The following is a 23,601-nucleotide window of genomic DNA, read 5'->3' on the forward strand; positions in this document are numbered from 1 at the left end:
GAGGCTTTATCGGGATAACTGTGCGCGGGAAGGGGGGAAGTTTCCCGCGCCGGCTATTTATTTCTGCTGCGCGAGGGAGAGTGCCTGGCCAATGGGGCGGTTCATGCGATCCACCGGGCGCACCAGCATATTTTCCTGTAACAGATGGGTACCTGCGGCCACGATCCAATCGCTGCGCTTCAGCCCGGAAAATACCGCGACAAACTCTTCACCGTAGGGGCCCAGGCTAACCAGGGTTTTGTGCAGTGTTTTTGTCTGTGGGTTCAGCACCCATACAAATGCGGCGCCATCGTCGGCACTGACCGCCGACATGGGGACTTGCAGCACCTCGGTTTGTTCCGCCCTGGGCACAAATGCCCGCGCGCTCTGGCCGATTTCAGCGCCGCTGACCTTATGCTCGAATGCGACTCTGGCTTCAAACGTGCGGGATACGGGATCGGCAGCCGGTGACAGTTCGCGGATACGGGCGGGGAAAGACTCGCCCGGCTGGGACCACAATTCGACCGTGAGCGGTTGGCCCACTTTAAAGCGGCCGATGGACTGCTCCGGCAGGTCGATACGCACTTCGCGCTCACCGTCGGCCGCCAGTGCGAAAATGCCCTGCCCGGCGGCGACCACTTGTCCGGCCTCGGCCATACGACGGGCGATGACGCCACTCTCCGGCGCCTTCAATACGGCGTAGGCGGCCTGGTTGCGGGCCACATCCAGCTGCGCTTTGGCCTGTTGTAGGCGCGCTTCGCTGGCTTCAAACTGGGTCTCTACCGTATCGAACTGGGAGAGGCTCACCAGTTGCTTTTCCAGCAACTTGCGGTGGCGCGCCAGCTCGCTGCTCGCCAGGCGCTGGTCCGCCTCGGCGGAGGTGAGGCGGGCGCGGGCGGAGTCCAATTGCAGCAGCAAGTCTTCGGTATCCAGCTCCGCCAGGGGCTGGCCCTGTTCTACGCGGTCGCCCACATTCACCAGGCGCCGCTGGATTTTTCCACCGATGCGGAAGGCCAGGGCCGGCTCGAAGCGGGCGCGGATTTCACCGGGATAGACATCGGTTTGGGCGCTGGCGGGGGTGGGGCGCACCATAACGGCGGGGCGCGGCTTGGTTTCTGTTTCCTGGGATTCAGAGGGGGCACAGGCGCTCAGTAAACAGCTGAGTGAAAGCGCAGCGAGGGTTAGTATTCGGTACATATTGGCTTCCTTCCCCGGCGCTGGCGCGGCGAGGTAGATCCGTGACTGGGTCAAGCATGGCCTGGCGGCCATTAATGTTATACTCGCGAGTATAGTATATTTAATGAACTACAGAGTCTAGTATATGGAGAGCCATGTCTGAGCAGACCCAGACGGCCGCCCCGCGCGGTCGCCCCAAGGACCCGGTGAAGCGCCAGGCCATCCTGGATGCCGCCAAGGATCTGTTTTTATCCGGCGGTTTCGCCGCCACCAGCGTGGATGCGGTGGCGTCGGCTGCGGGAGTTTCCAAGCTCACGGTCTACAGCCACTTCTCCGACAAGGAGACACTTTTTAGCGCGGCGATTGCCTCTCGCTGTGAAATGATGATGCCCCTGCCGATCTTTGCCCTGGACGAGGGGGATGCGGTGGAGCAGGTACTGGAGCGTATCGGCGATGCCTTCCTGGGCATGGTGGAGAGCGAGGATAGCGTGCGTCTGTTACGGCTGTTGTGCGCCCTGGCATCGCAGGAGTCGGAAATGTCCCAGCTGTTTTTTGATGCCGGCCCACAGCGGGTTTTGGGGGAGATAGAGCAGCTGTTGCGCAGGGCTAACCAGTTGCAAATGTTGATGGTGGATGATCCCGCTGTGGCGGCGGAGGATTTTATCGGCCTGTTGCTCGGCTGCCATCATATGCGCGTACTGATCGGCTGCCGGCAGATGTCGACGCCGCAAGAGCGCCGCGAGCGTGTGCAAAAAGCGGTGCGAACCTTTATGTGTGCCCACCACTAGCGCCGCTTACTGCGTTGTCGCGCGCATTTTTAGTTGCATGCGTGTCCGCGCTGGATAAATTCCAGCGCGGGGCGCTATCAGGTTTTGATGCGGTAGCCGGTGCGGAAAATCCACCAGACGGCAGTCAGGCACAGCAGCAGGAAGAGTAGCGTCATGCCGATACTCAGCCCCAGATTGACATCGGCCACGCCGTAAAAGGCCCAACGGAAGCCGCTGATCAGATAAACCACCGGGTTGAACAGGGTGATTTTCTGCCACACTTCCGGCAGCATACTGATGGAATAGAAGGCGCCACCGAGAAAGGTGAGCGGTGTAATAACCATCAGTGGAATCACTTGCAGCTTCTGAAAATCATCGGCCCAGATGCCGATAATAAAGCCGAACAGGCTAAAGGTGAGCGCAGTGAGCGCGAGGAAAGCGAGCATCCACCAGGGGTGTACAATTTCGTAGTCGACAAAAAAGCGTGCGGTCAGCAGTATCAACAGCCCCAGTAAAATAGATTTTGTGGCTGCGGCCCCCACATAACCGGTCACGATTTCAAACGGCGATACCGGGGCGGAGAGCACTTCATAAATAGTGCCGGAAAATTTTGGGAAAAATATTCCGAATGAGGCGTTGGAAATACTCTCACTCAGCAGTGCCAGCATCACCAATCCGGGAATAATAAAGGCCCCATAGCTGACCCCGTCGATATCTCCCATACGCGAACCGATCGCCGCGCCAAACACAATAAAATAGAGCGAGGTGGAGAGCACCGGTGAGGCGATACTTTGCATCAGTGTGCGCCAGGTGCGCGACATCTCAAACTTGTAGATTGCCTTGATTCCATACCAATTCATGCCTGTGCCTCCTTGTGCGGCAGTGCTTCCTGTTCCTGCTGGGCACCGTGAACCAAATTGACAAAAATCTCCTCCAGGGAGCTTTCGCGGGTGTGCAAATCGCGGAATTCAATATTGGCGGCATTTAAACGGCGCAAAAACTCGGCCAGACCGCTGTCTTCACTTTTGATATCGAAGCGATAAATCAGCTGGTTGCCATCGCTGCTGAGACTCAGCGGCAGATCGGCAAGGCTCTCGGGAATTTGTTGCAGTGGTGTGGGCAGTTGCAGGCTGAGTTCTTTCTCGCCCATTTTTTTCATCAGCGCACTTTTTTCCTCAACCAGAACCAGCTGGCCGCGATTGATAACGCCGACGCGATCGGCCATTTCCTCGGCCTCTTCGATATAGTGGGTGGTGAGAATAACGGTTACTCCGGATTCTTTTAGTTCGCGCACCATCTTCCACATGTCCTGGCGCAACTCCACATCGACTCCGGCTGTGGGTTCATCGAGGAAGAGCACATTGGGCTCGTGAGACAGGGCTTTGGCGATCATCAGGCGGCGCTTCATTCCCCCTGACAGCGTCACAATCCGGTTATCTTTTTTCTCCCACAGGGATAGCTGCTTCAGGATCTTTTCCAGGTAGGCGGAATTGGGGGCTTTGCCGAACAGGCCGCGACTGAATTTTACCGCATTCCATACGGTTTCAAATGCATCGGTGGATATTTCCTGAGGCACCAGGCCGATTTCATTGCGGGCTTTGCGATAGTCCCGCTGGATATTGTAACCATTGACCGTGACCTCACCGCAGCTCGGATTGACGATACCGCAGATAATACTGATCATGGTTGTCTTGCCCGCGCCGTTGGGACCGAGCAGTGCAAACAGTTCTCCCCGTTGAATTTCCAGATCGATATTTTTTAGGGCGGAAAACCCATCGGCATAGGTTTTTCCCAGGCCTTTGATCGAAATAATCGATTCCACTTTTTCTCCTTGCCAAAATTACTCGTACGGCTTTGGCGGTGTATTATCAGGTGGATTTATCGGGCAGAAAGGCAGAAAACCTTTCCTGTGGAATCAGCTTCCTTGACCCCAGCCCGAAAGTATATGCGATTGAGCGTTCTTTTTTATTTTAATGCCGCCTATTAACGCCGCACAAGCAGCGGCGAGTAGCAAGGCTAAGGCGGTGGAGGAAAATGCACTGGCATAGCCCATTTGATCAATCCAGGGCTGGCTGATGAACGGCGAAATAAATTGCCCAAGAAAAATTCCGGTGGTCAAAAGTCCTGCCGTGCGCCCCCGTTTTGAACCCGAGGCAGACGCTAAGGCGGTGGCAAAGATATGGGGTATCAGGGTACCCATTCCCAGGCCGTAGAGCGCGAGGCAAGAGGTTATCTCTATCAGGTTTTGCGCCTTGGCAAGCAGGGCAAAGCTGGCGGCCATAGCGGTAAAGCTCAGGGCAAATATGCCGAGCGTTCCCAGCCGGATGCGGGCCCGCCGGTAAACCAGCAGTGAGGCAATGGCTCCCATAATATTGCTCGATGCAATCGTCAGCGCAATAACACTGGGAGAGGAAACGTCTATCTCGCGCAAATAAAACGGGATCTGCGTGGGTATCAGGGTAAAAGCCAGGCTGTTTAACGTCGCCGCTGCCAGCAGGGCATAAAATGCGCGGCGGCCGGCGGGGCTCTCTTGTCGCGGGGCGCCGCGCTGGGCAAGCTTTACTCGCGCGGGCTCCCACAGGAAAGTCCGCACGGCTGGAAGCAGCAGTAGCGCCGCGAGATATATAGCGAAGGGCGCGCGCCAGTGCAGGCTTGCCAGCAGTCCGCCCAGTGTCAGAAAGACGATGCCGCCGATACTGATAAAAGTACTCTGCTGGCTCAAATAGGTTAAGCGCTGCTGCTGCGTAAAATAGTCTCCGACCAAGGCGGTTACAGAGGTCATAGTGCCGGCCACGGCAACACCCAGTAGCAGGCGGCTAGCCAGGATACCTGCGAGACTGTTCTGAAGCAGGGCGAGGAAACCGGAGAGCCCATAGAGTGCCAGGGCCGCTTGCAGCAGGCGCAGGCGGCCGTAGCGATCGGAAATCCAGCCGGCCAGCGGAGCGCAGAGGGCGATACTTAATGCGGGCAGGGTCAGCACCAATCGGCTGTACAAGTCGCTGTTCGATGTGCTGGTAAAGTACTGCTGTAGCGCCGGCAGTGACGGGGCCACAGTGGCCCCCGACATAATAGTGAGCGCGGCCAGGCACAGTAAGGTGATACGACCCCGAGCGGATATTTTACTCTCCAGCGCTCTCATAATACTTGCCTGCGGCTTGGCGTGCCCTGGGGCTTCTTGGCAGAATCTTCCCGCCGGCCTATTTCACCGGCAAGTTTGGGGTTTTGGCTCGCCACCACCAGCGGTAAAAACAGCTGGGGGTAGGCCTGTTCGCCTGGTTGTGCAACTCTGCTTGCCGGATACCTCTCCATCACTCTTCTCCCTCGCTTGCATTAGGTTGCGCAGCAGTGTAGAACCTCAACTAATATTGAGGTCAATAGTGGGAGGCACTTTTATGGCAACGGTAAAACCGGCTGGAAAAAGCGCGGCGAAGTCAAAGTCCATCAAGCGGGAGCTGACCGTTGGCGAGGTGGCGGAGCGCAGTGGCGTAGCGGTCAGTGCTCTGCATTTCTATGAGAGCAAGGGCCTGATCAGCAGCTGGCGCACCTCGGGGAACCAGCGGCGCTACTCGCGGGATGTACTGCGCCGAGTGGCCATTATCAAGGTGGCGCAGAGCACGGGCATTCCCCTGTCGGAAATACGCGAGGCCTTTGGGGAGCTGCCCAATGGGCGCACGCCCACTGGGGGGGATTGGTCATCGCTCTCTTCCCACTGGCGTGAAGAGCTGGATCAGCGCATTCAGCAGTTGACCAAATTGCGCGATGACCTGGAGGGCTGCATTGGCTGCGGGTGTCTGTCTATGCAGAAATGCCCTTTGCGCAATCCCGGTGACAAGGCGGGGCAGCAGGGCGGCGGAGCCCATTACCTGGATTTGGGGGAAGGTGGTTGTTGATCCCCTTTTATGGAGGGAGTGTATTTTTAGTCACGAAAATATTTTTTCGTAAAATGCCAGGGTTCCCCGCCAGGCATCTTCGGCCGCCTGCTGGTTATAGGCCAGGGGCAGGCCGAATTTCTCCCCCCGCTCAGTGGCACAGGGGTTGGTAAATCCGTGCAGGACTTCCGGGTAGCTCACCAGGGTAAATTTAGCCCCGGCCTCCTGCATCTCTGTGACAAAGTCGCCCACCTGCTCCGGTGGAACCAGGGCATCGGCGCCGCCGGTATAGACCTGTATTTCCGCTTTAATCGGCTCTTTATGCGCGGGAGTGCTTCTGGCCAGGGCACCGTGGTAGCTGACCACGCCGCGCAAGTCCAGGCCCAGGCGGGCCATGGTGAGCACTACGCCGCCGCCAAAACAATAGCCCTGCGCGGCGATACGCGCTGGGTCCACGCTGGCATGTTGCTGAAGCAGAGATAGGGCGGTGCGAAAGCGCGCCTCCAGGGCCACCGGGCTTTTCAGTGCTTCATCCCTGAACTGCTGGGCCTCCTGTGGATCGTCGGTATGTTTACCTGCGCCAAACATATCCACCGCAAGGGCGCGATAGCCGCAGTTGGCGAGTTTTTCCGCCTGTTGCCGCACAAACGCATTGTGGCCCCACCACTCGTGTACCAGTAAAACTCCGGGGCGTTTGTCACTGATATTTGCATCCCACGCGAGATAGCCGCAAAAGGAGTCGCCATTAACGGTGTAATTAATCGCTTCCGTTTCCATAGTGAGTCGCCTGCTGATAGAGAAAGTGGGTAAGGAGTTCGGTTACTCCGCAAGCGTGGCACAAACTCCGCTGGTTGCCAGTGGGCAGGCTCTAGGCAGCCTCTGGCAGCAAAGCACAAAGCTTTAACTGCCTCTGTGGGCAAAAGCGTTAATTGTTGGGCGCGGCTTGTTTAAATGGATTGGGGGATAAAAATCTGACTGTAGAGAAGGTATACAGCGCAAATAATCAGCAGGCTACCCATCGCGTGATTAAATACTTTGCGTCGATATTGGTTTGTCAGCAATAATTGAGCCCGATCCCCGGCAAGTGCCCAAACACTTAATGATATGTAGCAGATCAGAAAGTAAATCAGGATAAATGTGAGTAAACTGCTGTGGCTATCGCTGCTGGAAAAAATAGCCACCCCGGAAAGGCAGGCGATCCAGGCCTTTGGGTTGAGCCATTGCAATAAAACCCCCTGGTAGAAGCGTGGCTCCTGTAACCGCTCAATATCCGCATGATTCGTAGGTGCAGCCGCTATTTGGTAGCCGGTATAAGCCACATAAATTGATCCTGGTATCGCAACATATCGTAGTAACTGGGGATAAATTTCTATTACCTGATAGAGCCCAAAGCCTATAGCCGCAAGTAGCAGTGTAAAGCCTATTGTGGCTCCTGATACAAAGGGCAAAGTGCGGATAAATCCATAATTCACCCCGGAGGAAATGATAACCATATTCACCGGCCCCGGTGTAATGGACATAGCCAGGGAAAACCCAAACATAGCAAGAAGTAGTGACATTCGCTGCTCCTGGCAGTTATCAATTGTTTGGAGACTTTAATGGCCTGGTAGGAAAATGATTAGATACCTAAAACTGAAATATATTGTTTATAAAAATTTACTTGAGTAGGTATGAACGAGTGTGCCGCATGAAACATGGATACCGATTAGGCGCTAACACTAATATATTCACAGGTCTTCGCGAGAGCGGTGTATCCTTTCCTTCTGACCCAGAAGTACCTTTAGAGAATTCATAGGGAGCTGTTATTGTGCTAAAGGATATTCGCTATTTACTGGTGTTTGCCAAGGTTGTGGAAAGTGGCTCTTTCAGAGGCGCTTCTTCGGAACTGGATATCTCTGTCGCCAGTGTTAGTTCCTATGTGGCGAGGTTGGAGGAAAGTCTTGGCGTTGCGCTCTTGTATCGCAATACCCGCAAATTGTCCCTGACCGAAGATGGGGGAAAGGTTTATAAAACGGCACAGAATATATTGGATTTGTACGCCGATGGTCTCGGAGAATACAAAGCGCGAGAGGAACGCAGTATCAGTCGGCTTAAAGTTGCAATCCCCGCCGTTTTGATCCACAGCCGCTTGCTGAGCAAAATAGTGGGCTTTGTTCGGCGGGAGTTGGGTATTCATTTACAACTTCAATGCAGCGATCAGCACGAGGATGTAATCGGCGGTGGTTTTGACTTGGCAATTCGCCTGGGTAATATGCCTGACAGCAATTTGAAAGCGCGTAAGATATTTGAATTAGAGCGGGTGTTAATTGCCAGCGGCGATATGCTGGATCGCTATGGTTTTCCGAGTCATCCTCGCGACCTTGCAGTCTGGCCTTGGATTGGGCTGACAATGCGGCCCAATCACCGGCAATTTCTGCATCGGCAGCAGGGCGAATATGAAGTTAGCTACACCCCGGTCGCGACTGTCGACAGCGTTGAAGCCGCTTATCGACTGACGAGCTGTGGCCTGGGACTATCGGCGCCACCACGATTTTTAATAAGCGCACAGGATGATGTACAAAAATTGCTGCCAGACTGGCAGCTTCCGAATTTACCCGCCTATGCCGTTAGACCTTCAAATGGGAACGCTGAAGGTCCTATACAGAAATTGATTGATTATTTGGCCGCTAGTGATACCCAGCTGGCCGCCTGCCATCCTCGCGATTTAGCGCAAAAGCTACCCGCAGAAGTGCTTGATTGATTTTCCTGGAAAGCTCTCAATAGTTCGATAGAGGCCCCTGCCCTTAAGGTTGGCCATTTGCGGGCAGAGGTTCCTTTATTCAAGAGGGAATTTAAAACTTACTGCGGAATAAATTCCTGAACTATATTTCTTTGGATATTTCTGCCTGTCTCAGCTGGGTCTTGCTTTACCGGAGTTGACTCCATAGAAGAGGCATTAACCGTGCGGATAATACTGGCAATTTCCGGTTTACAGGAACCGCAGTTGGTACCGCAGCCAAGGGTTTCCCCCAGTGCCTCGACAGTGTTGACGCCCTGGGCAATAGCCTCCTCTATCTGAGGTCGGGAAACCTGGAGACAGGTACAAACCATCTTCACACCGGGTTTGACCGGGTGCAGCAGTTGTCCAGGTAATTCCGGTAGCGGCACAGCCAGGTAATTTTCCAGGTGCTGTCGGCTGGGGAGTTGATGCCAGTCGCGGCCAGAGAAAACCAGCAGTTTTAAGCGGTTGTCGTAGGCAATCCAGCGCTGACTTTTGGGGGTCAGCAACTCCTGCCAGAATAACTGGATGTCTTCGCCCAGTACCTTGGAGGTCAACTCCCGCCCGTGGATAGGGTGGCTCGCGGTAATCTCATAGCGGAAACCATTGGCCAGGGGCACTCGATACCAGTGCAGGATACTGCTGTCGCCCGCGCGCTGTAACCAGTCCCAGAATTTGCCCGCAGTTTCCTCTGTGCAGATCAGGGTGGCAAAGTAGCTGGCGTCCAGTGGACGGATATTGACGGGAACCTGTTTAAATTCCGGTTGACCGGAATAGGGGTCGACACAGGAATCTGCCAGGGCACTGGGTTTGGAATTTTGCGAGAAGGTTTCACTCCAGTGGATAGGGGCAAAGACCTGCCCGGCTTTTTGCCCTCCGTTGAGAGCGGCGCGACCGATCATTGTCGCTGAAGCGCTGTTTAAGTAGATGAGTTGCTCATCGCTCACCTGGTAGCGGGCGGCATCCTGGGGATTGATTTGAATTTCTGGCAGCTCGCTGTGGTCGAGTAATTTGCGCACCCGTCCGGTTCGGGTCATGGTGTGCCACTGGTCGCGCATACGGCCGCTATTGAGCCATATTGGATAGTCGCTGCTGATCTGCTGCTCGGGGGGCTGCGGCGCTATGGGGATAAAGCGCGCGCGCTTGTCCGGGGTAAAAAACTGTCCATCGCTAAATAGACGTTTACATCCGCCCGGGTGCTCCTGGTTGACTGGCCACTGCACCGGGGCCAGTGCATCGTATTCACTGCGATTGATATTGGCGAATGCGGAAATATCGAAAGCCCTGGAGCCCTGGTTTTCAAAGCCGGACAGCGCGGCGTGCTCGCGAAAAATATCGGCGGGGTGGGAGTAGTTAAACTGCTCGGCATAGCCCAAGTGTTGGGCCAGTCCGCACAGGGCCTGCCAGTCGTGGCGGGCCTCGCCGGGCGGGGGTAAAAAGCCGCGCTGTCGGGATATGCGGCGCTCTGCATTGGTCACGGTGCCATTTTTTTCTCCCCAGCCACTTGCGGGCAGGAGCAGGTCGGCACAGCGCGCGGTATCGGTATTGGCAACACAGTCGGAGACCACCACCAGCGGACATTTCTCTAGTGCGGCGGTGACTCGATCGGCCTCGGGCATACTGACGGCAGGATTGGTGGCCATAATCCAGATGGCTTTAATTTTTCCGCTCTCCACCGCGCGGAACATATCCACAGCCTTCATCCCCGGCTTTGTCGCTACACGTTCTGAATTCCAGAAGCGTGAGACCCGCTCGATATCCGGCTCATTAAACTCCATATGTGCGGCGAGGGTATTGGCGAGTCCGCCCACCTCGCGCCCACCCATTGCATTGGGTTGGCCGGTAATGGAAAAGGGGCCCGCGCCCACTTTGCCCACGCGCCCAGTAGCCAGGTGGCAGTTAATGATCGAGTTATTTTTATCAGTGCCACTGCTGGACTGATTGACTCCCATGGAATAAAAGCTGATGGTTTTTTCCGTTGCGGCAAAAGCCTGAAAAAACTCCAGTAATTCTTCAATGGAGATACCACAGGTGGCTGCGGTTAATTCTGGGGACCAGTCTTGCGCCGCTGCTAAGGTGTCGGCAAATCCCTGAGTATGATTTTTAATGTAGTCGGTATCGAGGTAATAGTGCCGACTGAGGAAGCGCAGCAGCCCATTGAACAGGGCTGCATCAGTGCCGGGTTTAATCGCCAGGTGCAGGTCGGCCATCTCACTGGTGGCGCTGCCACGGGGATCGATGACGATCAGCTTTGCACTGCCGGCCTGCATGCGCTGGAATAAAATCGGATGTGTCCAGGCGGCATTGGAGCCGATCAGTACAATCAGCTCAGCTTGCTCCAGGTCTTCATAGGAGCAGGGTACTGCGTCGGCACCAAATGCGCGCTTATACCCCACCACGGCAGAGGCCATACAAAGCCGTGAATTGGTGTCGATATTGGCAGAGCCAATAAACCCCTTCATCAACTTGTTGGCGACATAGTAGTCTTCGGTGAGGAGCTGTCCGGACAGATAGAAAGCGACTGAGTCGGGACCGTGATCGCGAATTGTCTGCTTAAAGGCATCGGCCATATAAGACAGGGCGCTATCCCAATCACAGTCTTGTCCGTGTAGGCGCGGGCGCAAGAGGCGGCCGTGCTCACCGAAGGTTTCACCGAGCGCAGAACCTTTAACACACAGCTTGCCAAAATTTGACGGGTGTTGGGCGTCGCCACTGACGCTAATTGAACTGCTGCCGGTGCGCTCTTCCCGTTGAACCGAAACACCACAACCGACACCACAATAAGGGCAGGTAGTGCAGGTGCGCTGTGCGCTCAAAAAATCCTGTGCTGCCATTACTGTAACTTATTCTTGCCGATGTAAACCGTGTCCCCATTCAATGCCAGTGGGTAGGTGGCAAGCCTGATACTGCTATCTTCCATGCAGACTCCATCGCTAAGGCGAAAGTGGTTTTTATACAGTGGGGAGGCGATTGTTAGCTCCCCCTCCAGTTCCGCAATAATTCCTCGTGCAATTACTCCAGCTTGTGCGATTGGGTCCCAGTTGTCAACGGCGTAGAGCTGCTGTTCCTGATCGGGTAAAAAAAATAGGGCAATAGCGCTTTGCTCGACAGTTTTAGCCAGTGTCTGTAAAGCTGCGTTTGGGTATCGGCAGGTATCGTCCCAAAGCGCGCATACTCCAGAGTTGCTAACCAGATCCGAGCGCTGGCAGATGGGTGACCATTGGGAGGGGCGTGTGGTCAGTGAATTTACGCAGATTTCTTTTGGGGCAGGCGAGCTCATCATAGTTTCCTCACAGTGGATGGAAAGGATATAAAGGCGATTGATTTATTGCAGTAAAACCGGCGGCTTGCGCCGCCGGGTACAACTTCAGAGGGATTCGCTGGTTTCCACTAGCTCGTCAGTGGCAGCAGGACGCGGCTGTCCGCGTTCGTTAACGAAAACAATGTTTTCATCGGTTTCGTTACTATTGACAAATTGGCGAAAGCGCTTGAGCTTTTCCGGATCGTTGATGGCCGTTTTCCACTCGCATTGATAGCTGCCGACAACGCGGGCCATCTGGGTTTCCAGCTCCGCGCAAATGCCCAGCTTGTCATCGATAATGACTTCGCGCAGGTAATCCAGGCCCCCATCGAGATTTTCCAACCACACCGAGGTGCGCTGTAATTTATCTGCGGTGCGTACGTAGAACATTAGCAAGCGGTCGATATAGCGGATAAGTGTTTCGTCATCCAGGTCGGTGGCAAACAGATCGGCGTGGCGGGGGCGCATGCCGCCGTTGCCACACACAAATAGATTCCAACCTTTTTCCGTGGCGATAACTCCGATATCTTTGCTCTGTGCTTCGGCACACTCACGGGTGCAGCCGGACACGGCCATTTTTATTTTGTGTGGAGCGCGCAGTCCCTTGTAACGGTTTTCCACTTGCAGGGCCATAGCGACACTATCCTGAACCCCAAAGCGGCACCAGGTGCTGCCGACACAGGATTTCACTGTGCGCAGCGATTTCCCGTAGGCATGTCCGGTTTCGAAACCGGCATCAATGAGTTCTCGCCAAATTTCCGGCAGCTGTTCCAGCCGTGCGCCAAACAAGTCGATACGCTGGCCGCCGGTAATTTTGGTGTAGAGGTTGTAGCGTTTGGCCACTTCACCGATCACGATTAACTTATCCGGTGTGATCTCGCCGCCGGGAATACGCGGAACGACAGAGTAGCTGCCGTTTTTCTGCATATTCGCCATAAAGGTATCGTTGGTATCCTGTAGGCCGACGTGGGTCTGCTCCAGAATGTGTTCATTCCACAGGGAGGCAAATATGGAGGCTGCGGCGGGTTTACAAATTTCACAGCCGCGCCCGGAGCCGTGTTTGCTCAATAATTCACTGAAGGTTTTGATTTCCTCCACTTGGATAATGTGAAATAACTCCTGGCGGGAGAAGGAAAAGTGAGCGCATAGGTGATTGCTCACTTCCATGCCCAGCGCCGCCAACTCTTCGTCGACGATATTCTTCAGCAGTCCCGCACAACCGCCACAACCTGTGGATGCTTTGGTGGCATCCTTAACCTCGGCGAGAGAGTGGCAGCCAGCGGCAACCGCGTCGATAATTTGGCCTTTGCTCACATTATGACAGGAACATACGGTGGCAGAGGCGGGTAGTGCGGCGGCACCCAACCCGGGAGCGACGCCATCGGTTGCCGGTAAAATTAATTGTTCCGGATGTTCGGGGAGGTCGATACTATTGAGGTGGTATTGCAGCAGGGTGTCATAGTCATCGGTGTCTCCCACCATCACCGCGCCCAGCAGTTTTTTCCCTTCGCTGTCGGTGATCATACGTTTGTAAACGCCGCTCTGCTCGTCCACAAAGGTAATTGCAGCGGCGCCCTCGCTGCGGCCGTGGGCATCGCCAATAGAGCCAACTTGCACACCCAGCAGTTTGAGCTTGGTGCTCATATCCGCACCGTTAAAACTTTCTTCTCCTCCAGTCAGTTGCGCGACAGCGGTGCGCGCCATACTGTAGCCGGGAGCGACCAGGCCAAAAATTTTCTGGTCGTAGAGCGCGCATTCGCCGATTGCAAAAATATTCGTATCGGAAGTGCGACAGTGGCTGTCAATAACGATGCCACCGCGTTCCCCCAGCTCCAGCCCGCAGGACTTTGCCAGCTCATCCTGAGGGCGAATTCCCGCAGAGAAAACGATCATATCGGTGAATAGCGTTTGACCGCCGCTAAACTGCATACGCAGGCGGCCGTCGATCTCTTCAATCCGTTCGGTGGCGGCACTGGTGTGTACCTGAACACCGAGTGCTTCAATTTTTTTTCTCAATAAAGCGGAGCCACCTTCATCCAGCTGGGTGGCCATCAGACCTGGTGCGAACTCGACAACGTGGGCTTCGAGCCCGAGGGCTTTCAGGGCATTGGCGGCCTCCAGGCCGAGCAGGCCACCGCCGACAACAACGCCACTGTTTGCGCTGGCGGCAGCTGAGCGGATTGCGTCGAGGTCTTCCAGGGTGCGATAGACAAAGCAGCGCTGGTGCTGGTGCCCGGGAATTGGTGGCACAAATGGGTAGGAGCCGGTGGCGAGTATTAATTGATCGTAAGCGTGACTGGCGCCACTTGCGGAAATAACGGTTTTCTTGTCCCGATCAATTTGCACTACTTTGTCGTTGAGCAGGAGATTAAATCCCCACTGCTGATACTGAGCGAGATTGCCCATGGACAAATCTTGCGCTGTGCGTCCGGCAAAGTATTCGGAGAGGTGAACCCGGTCGTAGGCGGGGCGGGGCTCTGCACAGAATATGGTGATAGCAAACGAGTTAGCCCGCTGATGATTGGCGAGCTGTTCGAGGAAATGGTGCCCGACCATACCGTTGCCAATCACAATCAACTTTTGCTGTTTAACATTGTCCGTCATTTACAATCCTGCCGTCTCGATTCGTTTTATTCGGCAGGGGGTGGGCCCCGTTGGTATGGCAGGGGCGCCTCCTCTTCTGCCGAAGAGTACAGGCGCCGTTGCCTCGTAATGGGGGAATAAATTGTTGGTGCTTAAATACATTCAATCTCTATGCCAGTTTTATTTCTAGTAATAAAGCGCAGTTGGCCTGATTGTCCACAATTTTTGCGACAATGTGGTGCATTTAACAAAGTTTTTGCGCTGCAAAAGTGCTTGTTCAAATTTTATGTATTAGCTTAAAAGAGATAGAGCAGATGTGAGAGCAGTAGCGCTAAAGCCAATAGTTGCCAGATAAGAACGGGGTTTCTCTCCAGTAAAGGACGGTTCTGCGGCGCTTTAAATTCAGGGTTGGGGGATTGCAGGTCCTGGATAAATTCTGATAGGGCGTTGTAGCGTTTTTTGGGGTCAGCGGCACAGGCTTTGTGCAGGGCACCGTCTATCCAGTGGGGAATATCGTCGCGGTGTAGGGCGGCGCGGGTAAAGCGCATTTGCGCGTAGCTCTTTAAGTGGTAGTGGTAACTGCCGAAGCGCTCTGGATAGGGGTATTTACCGGTGAGCAATTCGTAGGCAATCACTCCCAGAGAAAAGATATCCGATCGGTGGCTGGGGCTATCGCCAAAAAAGAATTCTGGCGCTGCATAATTTTTACTGCCGGGAACGGATTCCGCACACAGGTGTAACTGCTCCCTGAGCCCCGGCCCATCGGCGCCGCCGAGATCGATGATCACCAGGCGCCCGTCATTGCGCATCATAATATTTTCCGGTTTGAGATCGCCGTGTACGATCTCCAAGCGCTGCAAGCTGCGCAGCGCACTAACCAGTTGCGCCATCAACTCCCGCACCTGGGAAATTTGTGCTTGGGGGTTTAATTGCATCCACTGTCGCAGGGTCTGCCCCTCGATATACTCGAGAATATGGTAGAGGCAGCGTCGGTCGGGAGGTGGGGGGAAAATTTTGATAATGCCCGGGTGGCAAATTCGCCGCCCGCTCCACTCCTCGGCGATAAACCGCTCGATATAGTGGGCGTCATCGCAGAAATTTACCGAGGGCGTTTTTATGACTCGCAATGCTTGGCTATTGAGATCGCGAGCCAGATACAGCTGGCTGCGGCTGCTGGCATGCAACTCCTGTAAAACCAGGAAGTGATCGAGTTGCTGCCCGGGACGAAGATCTGGTGCGAATGGCAGCTCGCGATTGCGCATGGCCAATTCATCGCACAGGGGCAGCCCAATAGCATCTATCCGGCAGGTGACAGCGCTCAGGTTATCGATGGAGCCCGCTCGCAGAGCGCTATTAATCAGTTGCTGCGGGGTCGACTCGGAAAAATTGAGCAGCAGCTCAGTCACCTCCGCCTCTGACAGGAAGTCGTGAATACCATCGCTGCTGATCAGGAAAATATCCCCAGGCTGTAATGCTTCACAGCGATAGTCCACATCAATATGGGCATCCATACCCAGGGCGCGGCTCAAAAATGTGCGCCCCGGTCCCAGGGCGTGGCTGTGGTCGCGGCTCAAGCACTCTAATTTTTCGCCGCGCAGCCGGTAGATACGGGAATCGCCGATATGCACCAAGTGGGCGCTGGTCCCTTTAAAAATAATGGCGGAAAAGGTGGTCAGCCAGCCCCGTTTAATTTCACTACTGCCGCCGCTTTGTCGAAACAGCCAGCTGTTAAGTGAGTGGAGAACTCTGGCAGCGGCGTGTTTTGTCGACCAGGTTTGGGGCGTGCTGTAATAATCGGCAAAGAATCCGTTGATGGCGGCGCGGGCCGCTTCACCGCCGGCGTCGGCGGTGGCAACACCGTCGGCCACGGCGGCGAGGCTGCCGTGGCACTGTAACTCAGCGCCCTCGGCAAGCCGCACTGCGCAGGCATCGTCATTGTGTGGGCGAAGACCGGCGCAGGAGGCGCTGAACAGTTGCAGGGCATTGGTTTTATGGCCCTGCGAACCGTTGGTCGCAGCGAGCTTGGCGTCGTCGCTGCTCGCTGCTGTGGACAGGTCGGTGTTAGGCGACATCGATCATGGAGACGCTGCCATCAGGGTGTACTTCTGCCATTTGTCCCTCCGGTTCTTCCAGTAGAAGCAGGGCGGCAAAGCCGAGCAGTGCGGTAGCGCAGATTACCAGGAAAAAGGTCTGGTAAGACACCATGCTGAGAACGGTGAGATAGAATACCGCGCCCACATTGCCGTAGGCACCGGTCATACCGGCAATCTGCCCGGTAAGGCGACGCTTGATCAGGGGGACTACGGCGAATACCGCTCCCTCACCAGCTTGCACAAAGAAAGAGCAGGCCATTGCCGCAGCGACCGCCAGGTACAAAGGCCACTCGGCGTCGATCAGGCTCATAGTGAAGTAGCCCAGTGCCAGGCCAGCAGTCAGCACCAGCAGGGTGGATTTGCGTCCCCAGCGATCGCTGATCAACCCACCGGCAGGGCGCGACATCAGGTTCATAAAGGCATAGGCGGAGGCCAGCAAGCCCGCTTTTACCGGGTCCAGGGTAAAGGTCTCGGAGAAGAACAGGGGCAGCATGGATACGACGGCCAGTTCCGAGCCAAAAGTCGCGAAATAAAGCAGGTTCAATACGGCGACCTGCTTGAACTTATAGCGGTGTACCGGCGCGGGAGGATTGCTGAATATTTCGCGGTTAATACTATAAGTTTTGCGCGCATCCAGTAGATAGAGCAGTGCCAGGCCCGCATAAATCAGGTTGGCGGCCAGGTTGGATATCAGTGCTACGCCACTGGATAATTTCCAGGTGAGCAGGGCCAGGGCTGCATACATGGGCACCTTCATCACCAGTAACAGGATAAAATCCCCGGTGCTGGTGACTTCCATAGCGCCGATTTTTTTGGGTTTGAAGTAGGTTGAGCCCTTGGGGGTATCGGTTACTGAGAAGTAGTAAATAACACTGTAAACCAGCGCGATAGCCCCGGTGAGTCCAATGGCGTAGCGCCAGCCGTCGTCACCACCAAAAAACAGGGCAATGGTGGGCAGGGACATGGCTGCGGCTGCGGAACCAAAATTACCCCAGCCGCCGTAGATACCTTCGGCCGTACCCAGCTGTCGAGCGGGGAACCACTCTGACACCATGCGAATACCCACGACGAATCCGGCACCGATAAAGCCGAGCAGGAAGCGACCGATTGCCGCTTGAGCAAAATTATCTGCCAGGGCAAAAATAAAGCAGGGCACACTACCGATGGCCAGTAGTAGTGAATAGGTGAGTCTGGGGCCGTATTTATCGGTGAGCATCCCGATCACAATACGGGCGGGGATGGTCAGGGCGACATTTAAAATCAGCAGGGTTTTTACCTGGTCCGGTGTTAGCGACAGACTTTTTGAGATTGCCATCAACAGGGGAGCATGGTTAAACCAGGCAAAGAAAGTGATAAAGAAGGCCACCCAGGTTAGGTGGAGCACCTTAATCTTCCCGCGGAACGAGAATAGATTGAGAGAGTCACTGGACATACATATTTCCTTTGTTTACTAATTCCGCAGACACAAAAAAAGCCCAAAACCGCAGCCGCCTGGTTGCAGGTAATGGACTTCGTTGCCCGTTATGTTCGGCGAATAACCCCTTCACCGTGCTGATGCGTCCGAGATAAAGCCATTGCATCATCAAATTACTTCCATTCAATTAATGTGCCATTATTTTTGTGCGGCTAGGAATTCCACTGTCTGACGGTAGAGGTCTGGGCGAAAAGCTTCTGCTGCACGAAGCGCAGACTCGTCCAACTCTGAATACATCTCTAGAAGTTGGCGGGCTTTTTCCTGGCTTGGACGCCCGCAATCGTTGTCTTGGTGGGCGAACAGGTGCCAGCCGGGGTTGGCGAGGATCTCGCGGTCCCGCCGGTAGAGAATCTGGTCATTGAGGGAGCGATGAATCAGTTCCTCAGGGAGATTGAGATATTCTCTCTGCGCTAACAGTTTGGCTGCGCTTGCCCTGTGTGCCCGCGAGGCGAGCCAGGTACAGGCTTTAAGCAGCGCGGCCCTAAGCGCCAAGTGGGTCGCTGGATTGGCCTGGTGCCAGCTGTCGGTAACGGTCAGTACTTTTTCCGGCATTGCCGGCAGTAGGGTATTGCAGGCTGCGATAATGACACCGCTGCCCTTGTGGGCGGCAAGGGAATTCCACGGCTCTCCTACGCAGTAGCCATCGATAATACCGCTGTTGAGATTTTCCAGCATTTGCTCGGGGGGTAAGACCACCAGTTTGATATCCCGGTCGGGGTCGATATCGGCAGAGCGCAGCCAGTAGCGCAATTGTAGGCTGTGGCTGGAAAATGGATAAACCGTAGCGAGCCTGACCGTGGGGGGGAATTTATTATCGTGCAGGTAACGTTTCAGTGCCGAGGCAATATCGCGGTGTGAATCGCCTTCGCAGTAATTTTGCAGGCGCTGGAATAGCTCTGCCGATAGGGTAATGCCATTGCCGTTGCAGCTGAGAATTAATCCACTCAGCAAGCGTTCGCGGCAGTTGGGCAGTGCCTGTTCCAGTGTGAGAGGCATGGGGGCGAGCATCGCGGCAGCATCCGCTTTGCAGCCAATTAATTTATCGCGCAGGGTGGCCCAGCTGGTCTCTCGCTGTAATTCTACCTCCAAACCAAACTCGTGGAAGTAGCCCTGCTCCTTGGCGACAATCAGCGGCGCGCTGTCGGTCAGGCGCAAGTAAAGCAGTTTGAGGGTCTTTTTTTCCGGACACAGAAGGGCTGACATCGGTACTCTAATGCTCACTCTGGAAGTGGTGGACAACTTGCTCCGCAACTTTATGCATCGTTGAGTTGCTGTTCATGGCGAGGTTGCGCAAGGTTTTATGGGCCTCCTCTTCACTGAGATTTTTTCTGGCCATGAGCAGTCCTTTGGCCCGCTCGATCGCCTTCCGCTCCGATAGCTGTTGCTGAGTGCGCTCAAGGGACAGGCGCAATTGCTGGAACTGCTTAAATTGTGCCATGGCGATTTCTATCGCCGGTGCCACGCGCTCGGGGGTAATGCCCTCTGCCATATAAGCACTCACACCGGAATCGACAGCGCGGCTGATAAAGTCTGCGTTGCCGCTGCTGGAAAACATCGCTACCGGGGTGGGTGCTTCACGATTGACTACGGCCAGACTTTCCAGAATATCCCGATCGGGGGATTCGATATCAATCAACACAATATCTGGGCGGTATTTCTCCACCTGAAAGAGCAGTCCCTCGGCACTGCTCACTTGGGCGAGAATGGTATAGCCAGCTGCACGTAATCGCTCACAAACCAGGCGGGATCGCTCGGGATTGTCATCGACCAGCATGATTCCAGGGCTTGGATTAGTCACAGTTTATCGCGGCACTTATCTAACAGCTTTACTGAGGTTTCCCCAATTGTTAATCAATAGTTGTGCCAAGTGCGCTGAGGCGGGAAGACAAATATATTTCTCTAATTCCATGAGATACATCTGGTAGTTACGACTTTTTATAGTGCGACATTCTGCGGATATTACTTTTTCTGCACAAGTGGGGGGCTTAGGGTTATTTTTGTCGTGAAAAATGTGATTCAGTTCCAGGGAAGCAAAACTGTCTTAATCTGGGATGATAGTTTGAGTTAAATATCATTTCACACGTTATTTTTTTATTACAAATTGATGCTTAGATGTAGTTTTTCGATTAAATTCGAGTAATGCGCTATTTTTGCTGAGATTTACATTTACAAAAAAAATCGGAATAAATGCCCGCTCTTTGTAATTTTTTGTTTTTTCGTGACTGTCAGCCCTGTTGAGGCACGGGTTTCAGGAGAGAAATTTGCTGTGAATCATGTCGAGGCCATCCGATGCAGCCGGGCTTTTTCGGGCGGGTGTGGTCGAGAGCGTTTGATATTTCCTTTTGCCGAGAAAAGGTTATGGGTGAGACAACTTTTGACTTGTCTATTTATGGCTACAGCACTCGCTGGAATTCTAGCCTTATAAATTTCACCAATTACGGCTATCAGATTATTCCTCTTTTCATCCCCTGTAGCGACGTTTACACTCGATCTGTTTATAAATTGGGCAATCCAATACTTTTTGAGGTAGATGTAGCGGTAAGTTCATAAAATCAACTAAGAGGGGCACGGCGGTGATTATAGCCATACCTAGAGAGACCGCAGAGGGAGAGGCGCGTGTTGCAGCAACTCCTGATAGCGTAAAACGCTTACGCGATTTGGGTTTTTCCGTAGCGGTGGAGAGGGGGGCTGGTACCAGAGCCAGTTTTACCGATGACGCTTATGCTGAAGCCGGTGCTGAAATCCGTGAGGATATACAGCAGTGTTTGGCCGATGCGGGGATAGTATTAAAAGTACAGGCGCCCACTGATCCAGAGTTAGCTCTGATTCCCAAAGGGGCTACACTGATCGCTTTTATAAAGCCGGCACAGAATGCCGAATTTCTGCAAAAGCTTGCCGAGCGCGATATCAATGCCTTAGCAGTTGAATCGATTCCAAGAATTTCCCGTGCGCAAAAAATGGATGCGCTCAGCTCTATGGCAAATATCGCCGGTTATCGCGCAGTTGTGGAAGCGGCGCATAATTTTGGCCGATTTTTTACCGGACAGATCACCGCCGCAGGAAAAATTCCTCCAGCAAAAGTACTGGTTATTGGCGCCGGTGTTGCGGGGCTCTCTGCAATAGGCACAGCAAAAAGTATGGGGGCCATTGTGCGGGCCTTCGATACCCGCGCTGAAGTGCGCGAGCAAGTGGAATCCATGGGGGCCGAATTCCTTACCGTAGAAATTGAGGAGGAGGGCTCGGGCTCCGGTGGCTATGCCAAGGAGATGTCCAAGGAATTTATCGATGCTGAAATGGCGCTGTTCCGCGAGCAGGCCAAAGAAGTGGATATTGTAATTACCACTGCCCTGATTCCGGGGAGACCCGCCCCCAAGCTGTGGCTCGCAGATATGGTCGACAGTATGCCCAAGGGCTCTGTGGTGGTGGACTTAGCGGCGGAAATGGGCGGTAACTGTGACTATACCGTTGCCGATGAAAAAGTGGAGCACAATGGCGTCACTATTCTCGGTTATACCAACTTGCCCAGCCGCGCAGCGGCTCAATCTTCGCGTCTGTTCTCAACCAATCTCGCACACCTGCTCGGGGAGTTAACCCCGCAAAAGGATGGCGAGATAGATCTTAACTTTGATGATGAAGTTATTCGCGGTGCCACAGTCGTTAAGTCCGGTGAGATTACCTGGCCGCCGCCCGCACCAAAAATTTCCGCGCAGCCGAAGCCATCGGCAAAACCCGCTGAGGAGGTAAAAGTTGTTGAGGAGAAAGCTGAGAAGCAAAATTCCTCCCTATCGATTTTTGCATTTTGGGCGGTGGCTGCGGGTTTATTGTTGTGGCTGGGGCGCGTGGCACCGGCGGACTTTGTCTCTCACTTTACCGTATTTGTCCTGTCCATTTTTGTCGGTTGGCAGGTGATTTGGAATGTCACTCACGCGCTGCACACACCATTGATGAGTGTTACCAATGCTATTTCCGGCATTGTCATTGTCGGAGCGTTGGTACAGCTGGGTGTTACCAGTTCGGGTTTGGTCAGTCTGCTCGCATTTATTGGCGTGCTGGTGGCCAGTATTAATATATTCGGTGGTTTCTTTGTGACTTACCGCATGCTGAAAATGTTTCGCCGCTAAGGAGGGGAGAGAGTGATGAACGGTATGATTGCAATGGCTTATCTCTTCTCCGCAGTGATGTTTATTTTAAGTCTCGGAGGCTTGTCCAGCCACGAAACGGCTCGCAGGGGAAATACTTACGGCATGGTGGGAATGGCGGTTGCCATTATCGCCACTATTGCCGGTGTGGCCGCTGGGGCTTACTGGATGGTGGCTACCGCCATGATTGTCGGAGCGGTGATCGGATTGGCACTGGCCAAGCGTGTGGCTATGACCCAAATGCCGCAGATGGTGGCGCTGCTGCACAGTTTTGTCGGTCTCGCTGCGGTGTTGATTGGCTGGGGTGGTTTCCTCGATCCGGTTGTGGAATTGCACGGGGCCGCTCATGTTGTCCACAGCACTGAGATCTACCTGGGGGTATTTATTGGAGCAATTACCCTGACCGGATCTCTGGTAGCTTTCTGTAAATTACAGGGACTGGTATCCGGAAAGCCGCTGATGCTACCCGCCCGCCACTGGCTCAACCTGATTGCCATTTTGGCCTGTGTTGTCCTTGGTGGGCTGTTTGTGCCGGCAGATGTCAATGCGAGCACGGTGATCAATTTACTGCTAATGACCGCAATCGCACTGCTGCTGGGCATTCACCTGGTAGCCGCCATTGGCGGAGCGGATATGCCGGTGGTTATTTCTATGTTGAACAGCTATTCCGGTTGGGCCGCAGCCGCTACCGGATTTATGCTGGGCAATGATCTGTTGATTGTGGTGGGCGCTCTGGTTGGCTCTTCAGGTGCCATCCTCAGCTACATTATGTGCCGGGGCATGAATCGCTCGTTTATCAGCGTGATTCTCGGTGGATTTGGTTCTGATGGGGGCGAAGTCTCCGATGAAGAGGTCGACGGCGAAGCGATTGCCATCGAGCAGCAGGAGCTGGCGGATGACCTGGATGCGGCGGACAGTATCATTATTGTGCCGGGATTTGGTATGGCGGTGGCCCATGCCCAGCAAGCGGTGAGCGATTTGACCGATCGCTTGAGAAAAAAAGGTAAAACCGTGCGCTTTGGCATTCACCCGGTGGCGGGCCGGCTTCCCGGACATATGAATGTGCTCCTGGCCGAGGCTAATGTGCCCTATGATATCGTTCTGGAAATGGATGAAATTAATGCGGATTTTCCCAGTACGGATTTGGTTCTGGTGATCGGTGCTAACGACACGGTAAACCCGGATGCAGTGGAAAAGCCCGGTTCCCCTATTGCGGGTATGCCGGTGCTGGAAGTGTGGAAGGCTGCAAGAACCGTTGTGCTCAAGCGCTCCATGGCCTCCGGTTACGCAGGGGTTGCCAACCCACTGTTTTACAAAGAAAACACACGTATGCTTTTCGGTGATGCGAAAGATAGCTTGCAGGGGGTGCTGGGTAAATTCAGCGGTTAATTATTGACCGGGGTGATTAAAAGCAATTAACCTGTTTTGCAGTGAAGGGCTTGGAGTGGTGCGCATTAGAAGG

General features: G+C 54.3%; 19 protein-coding genes. 5 read left to right on the top strand and 14 right to left on the bottom strand.

Annotation, left to right across the window (positions count from 1 at the left end; all coding sequences use genetic code 11):
• Positions 1 to 57: 57 nt before the first annotated feature.
• Positions 58 to 1,176 (bottom strand): efflux RND transporter periplasmic adaptor subunit, encoded by a 1,119-nt coding sequence (locus ACJJIK_RS18750; RefSeq protein WP_444943548.1) that lies wholly within the window; start codon positions 1,174 to 1,176, stop codon positions 58 to 60.
• 134 nt (positions 1,177 to 1,310) lie between these two features.
• On the opposite strand from ACJJIK_RS18750, the gene ACJJIK_RS18755 reads away from it, so the two are divergent.
• Positions 1,311 to 1,943, top strand: coding sequence for a TetR/AcrR family transcriptional regulator (locus ACJJIK_RS18755; protein ID WP_444943549.1), 633 nt, complete (start codon positions 1,311 to 1,313; stop codon positions 1,941 to 1,943).
• Positions 1,944 to 2,020: 77 nt separating this feature from the next.
• Here the strand turns inward: ACJJIK_RS18755 and ACJJIK_RS18760 are convergent, their stop codons facing one another.
• The 4 genes from ACJJIK_RS18760 to ACJJIK_RS18775 form a co-directional block, all read right to left on the bottom strand.
• Entirely contained in the window at positions 2,021 to 2,782 is a 762-nt protein-coding gene (locus tag ACJJIK_RS18760) for an ABC transporter permease (protein WP_444943550.1), read from the bottom strand.
• On the bottom strand, positions 2,779 to 3,744 hold the full coding sequence (locus ACJJIK_RS18765) for an ABC transporter ATP-binding protein (RefSeq protein ID WP_444943551.1): 966 nt from the start codon (positions 3,742 to 3,744) through the stop codon (positions 2,779 to 2,781). Before ACJJIK_RS18765 ends, ACJJIK_RS18760 begins: the two co-directional genes overlap by 4 nt.
• A 93-nt stretch (positions 3,745 to 3,837) precedes the next feature.
• Positions 3,838 to 5,061: an MFS transporter gene (locus ACJJIK_RS18770; RefSeq protein ID WP_444943552.1), complete on the bottom strand. Its 1,224-nt coding sequence runs from the start codon at positions 5,059 to 5,061 to the stop codon at positions 3,838 to 3,840.
• Positions 5,058 to 5,231, bottom strand: a complete 174-nt coding sequence (locus tag ACJJIK_RS18775; protein ID WP_444943553.1) for a hypothetical protein — start codon at positions 5,229 to 5,231, stop codon at positions 5,058 to 5,060. Before ACJJIK_RS18775 ends, ACJJIK_RS18770 begins: the two co-directional genes overlap by 4 nt.
• An 83-nt stretch (positions 5,232 to 5,314) precedes the next feature.
• Here ACJJIK_RS18775 and soxR point away from each other — a divergent pair, with 83 nt between their 5' ends.
• Positions 5,315 to 5,812 (top strand): redox-sensitive transcriptional activator SoxR, encoded by a 498-nt coding sequence (soxR, locus tag ACJJIK_RS18780; protein WP_444929773.1) that lies wholly within the window; start codon positions 5,315 to 5,317, stop codon positions 5,810 to 5,812.
• Positions 5,813 to 5,842: 30 nt separating this feature from the next.
• Here the strand turns inward: soxR and ACJJIK_RS18785 are convergent, their stop codons facing one another.
• Entirely contained in the window at positions 5,843 to 6,568 is a 726-nt protein-coding gene (locus ACJJIK_RS18785; RefSeq protein WP_444929774.1) for a dienelactone hydrolase family protein, read from the bottom strand.
• A 170-nt stretch (positions 6,569 to 6,738) separates the two neighbouring features.
• Positions 6,739 to 7,350 (bottom strand): LysE family translocator, encoded by a 612-nt coding sequence (locus ACJJIK_RS18790; RefSeq protein ID WP_444943554.1) that lies wholly within the window; start codon positions 7,348 to 7,350, stop codon positions 6,739 to 6,741.
• Between the two features lie 248 nt (positions 7,351 to 7,598).
• On the opposite strand from ACJJIK_RS18790, the gene ACJJIK_RS18795 reads away from it, so the two are divergent.
• A complete protein-coding gene (locus ACJJIK_RS18795; protein WP_444929776.1) occupies positions 7,599 to 8,531 on the top strand; it encodes a LysR family transcriptional regulator in 933 nt (310 codons plus the stop codon).
• A 98-nt stretch (positions 8,532 to 8,629) separates the two neighbouring features.
• Here the strand turns inward: ACJJIK_RS18795 and ACJJIK_RS18800 are convergent, their stop codons facing one another.
• The 7 genes from ACJJIK_RS18800 to ACJJIK_RS18830 form a co-directional block, all read right to left on the bottom strand.
• Positions 8,630 to 11,383, bottom strand: a complete 2,754-nt coding sequence (locus ACJJIK_RS18800) for a nitrate reductase (RefSeq protein WP_444929777.1) — start codon at positions 11,381 to 11,383, stop codon at positions 8,630 to 8,632.
• Complete coding sequence (nirD, locus tag ACJJIK_RS18805; protein WP_444929778.1) at positions 11,383 to 11,829, bottom strand: nitrite reductase small subunit NirD; 447 nt, start codon at positions 11,827 to 11,829, stop codon at positions 11,383 to 11,385. The genes ACJJIK_RS18800 and nirD overlap by 1 nt, the downstream gene beginning before the upstream one ends.
• An 87-nt stretch (positions 11,830 to 11,916) precedes the next feature.
• On the bottom strand, positions 11,917 to 14,454 hold the full coding sequence (gene nirB, locus ACJJIK_RS18810; RefSeq protein ID WP_444929779.1) for a nitrite reductase large subunit NirB: 2,538 nt from the start codon (positions 14,452 to 14,454) through the stop codon (positions 11,917 to 11,919).
• A 275-nt stretch (positions 14,455 to 14,729) separates the two neighbouring features.
• The gene (locus ACJJIK_RS18815) at positions 14,730 to 16,505 is read right to left on the bottom strand and encodes a protein kinase domain-containing protein (RefSeq protein WP_444929780.1); all 1,776 of its coding nucleotides are present in this window, start codon (positions 16,503 to 16,505) and stop codon (positions 14,730 to 14,732) included.
• Positions 16,495 to 17,958 carry a NarK family nitrate/nitrite MFS transporter gene (locus tag ACJJIK_RS18820; RefSeq protein ID WP_444929781.1) on the bottom strand — a complete coding sequence of 488 codons (1,464 nt, stop codon included), beginning with the start codon at positions 17,956 to 17,958 and terminating at the stop codon, positions 16,495 to 16,497. The genes ACJJIK_RS18815 and ACJJIK_RS18820 overlap by 11 nt, the downstream gene beginning before the upstream one ends.
• Before the next feature lie 180 nt (positions 17,959 to 18,138).
• Positions 18,139 to 19,203, bottom strand: coding sequence for a CmpA/NrtA family ABC transporter substrate-binding protein (locus tag ACJJIK_RS18825; protein ID WP_444929782.1), 1,065 nt, complete (start codon positions 19,201 to 19,203; stop codon positions 18,139 to 18,141).
• Between the two features lie 7 nt (positions 19,204 to 19,210).
• Positions 19,211 to 19,798, bottom strand: a complete 588-nt coding sequence (locus ACJJIK_RS18830; RefSeq protein WP_444929783.1) for an ANTAR domain-containing response regulator — start codon at positions 19,796 to 19,798, stop codon at positions 19,211 to 19,213.
• Between the two features lie 775 nt (positions 19,799 to 20,573).
• Here ACJJIK_RS18830 and ACJJIK_RS18835 point away from each other — a divergent pair.
• Together ACJJIK_RS18835 and pntB are read left to right on the top strand one after the other, a co-directional pair.
• Positions 20,574 to 22,121 carry a Re/Si-specific NAD(P)(+) transhydrogenase subunit alpha gene (locus ACJJIK_RS18835; RefSeq protein ID WP_444929784.1) on the top strand — a complete coding sequence of 516 codons (1,548 nt, stop codon included), beginning with the start codon at positions 20,574 to 20,576 and terminating at the stop codon, positions 22,119 to 22,121.
• A 15-nt stretch (positions 22,122 to 22,136) separates the two neighbouring features.
• Positions 22,137 to 23,528 (top strand): Re/Si-specific NAD(P)(+) transhydrogenase subunit beta, encoded by a 1,392-nt coding sequence (pntB, locus tag ACJJIK_RS18840; protein WP_444929785.1) that lies wholly within the window; start codon positions 22,137 to 22,139, stop codon positions 23,526 to 23,528.
• Positions 23,529 to 23,601 lie beyond the last annotated feature (73 nt).

Source organism: Microbulbifer regidiadema (SeqCode), from assembly GCF_052466995.1.

Excerpts from the sequence above, each read along its gene's own strand:
- ACJJIK_RS18750 (WP_444943548.1), bottom strand. The coding sequence starts at position 1,176 with ATGTACCGAATACTAACCCTCGCTGCGCTTTCACTCAGCTGTTTACTG.
- ACJJIK_RS18755 (WP_444943549.1), top strand. The coding sequence starts at position 1,311 with ATGTCTGAGCAGACCCAGACGGCCGCCCCGCGCGGTCGCCCCAAGGAC.
- ACJJIK_RS18760 (WP_444943550.1), bottom strand. The coding sequence starts at position 2,782 with ATGAATTGGTATGGAATCAAGGCAATCTACAAGTTTGAGATGTCGCGC.
- ACJJIK_RS18770 (WP_444943552.1), bottom strand. The coding sequence starts at position 5,061 with ATGAGAGCGCTGGAGAGTAAAATATCCGCTCGGGGTCGTATCACCTTA.
- ACJJIK_RS18775 (WP_444943553.1), bottom strand. The coding sequence starts at position 5,231 with ATGGAGAGGTATCCGGCAAGCAGAGTTGCACAACCAGGCGAACAGGCC.
- soxR (WP_444929773.1), top strand. The coding sequence starts at position 5,315 with ATGGCAACGGTAAAACCGGCTGGAAAAAGCGCGGCGAAGTCAAAGTCC.
- ACJJIK_RS18785 (WP_444929774.1), bottom strand. The coding sequence starts at position 6,568 with ATGGAAACGGAAGCGATTAATTACACCGTTAATGGCGACTCCTTTTGC.
- ACJJIK_RS18790 (WP_444943554.1), bottom strand. The coding sequence starts at position 7,350 with ATGTCACTACTTCTTGCTATGTTTGGGTTTTCCCTGGCTATGTCCATT.
- ACJJIK_RS18800 (WP_444929777.1), bottom strand. The coding sequence starts at position 11,383 with ATGGCAGCACAGGATTTTTTGAGCGCACAGCGCACCTGCACTACCTGC.
- nirD (WP_444929778.1), bottom strand. The coding sequence starts at position 11,829 with ATGAGCTCGCCTGCCCCAAAAGAAATCTGCGTAAATTCACTGACCACA.
- nirB (WP_444929779.1), bottom strand. The coding sequence starts at position 14,454 with ATGACGGACAATGTTAAACAGCAAAAGTTGATTGTGATTGGCAACGGT.
- ACJJIK_RS18815 (WP_444929780.1), bottom strand. The coding sequence starts at position 16,505 with ATGTCGCCTAACACCGACCTGTCCACAGCAGCGAGCAGCGACGACGCC.
- ACJJIK_RS18820 (WP_444929781.1), bottom strand. The coding sequence starts at position 17,958 with ATGTCCAGTGACTCTCTCAATCTATTCTCGTTCCGCGGGAAGATTAAG.
- ACJJIK_RS18825 (WP_444929782.1), bottom strand. The coding sequence starts at position 19,203 with ATGTCAGCCCTTCTGTGTCCGGAAAAAAAGACCCTCAAACTGCTTTAC.
- pntB (WP_444929785.1), top strand. The coding sequence starts at position 22,137 with ATGAACGGTATGATTGCAATGGCTTATCTCTTCTCCGCAGTGATGTTT.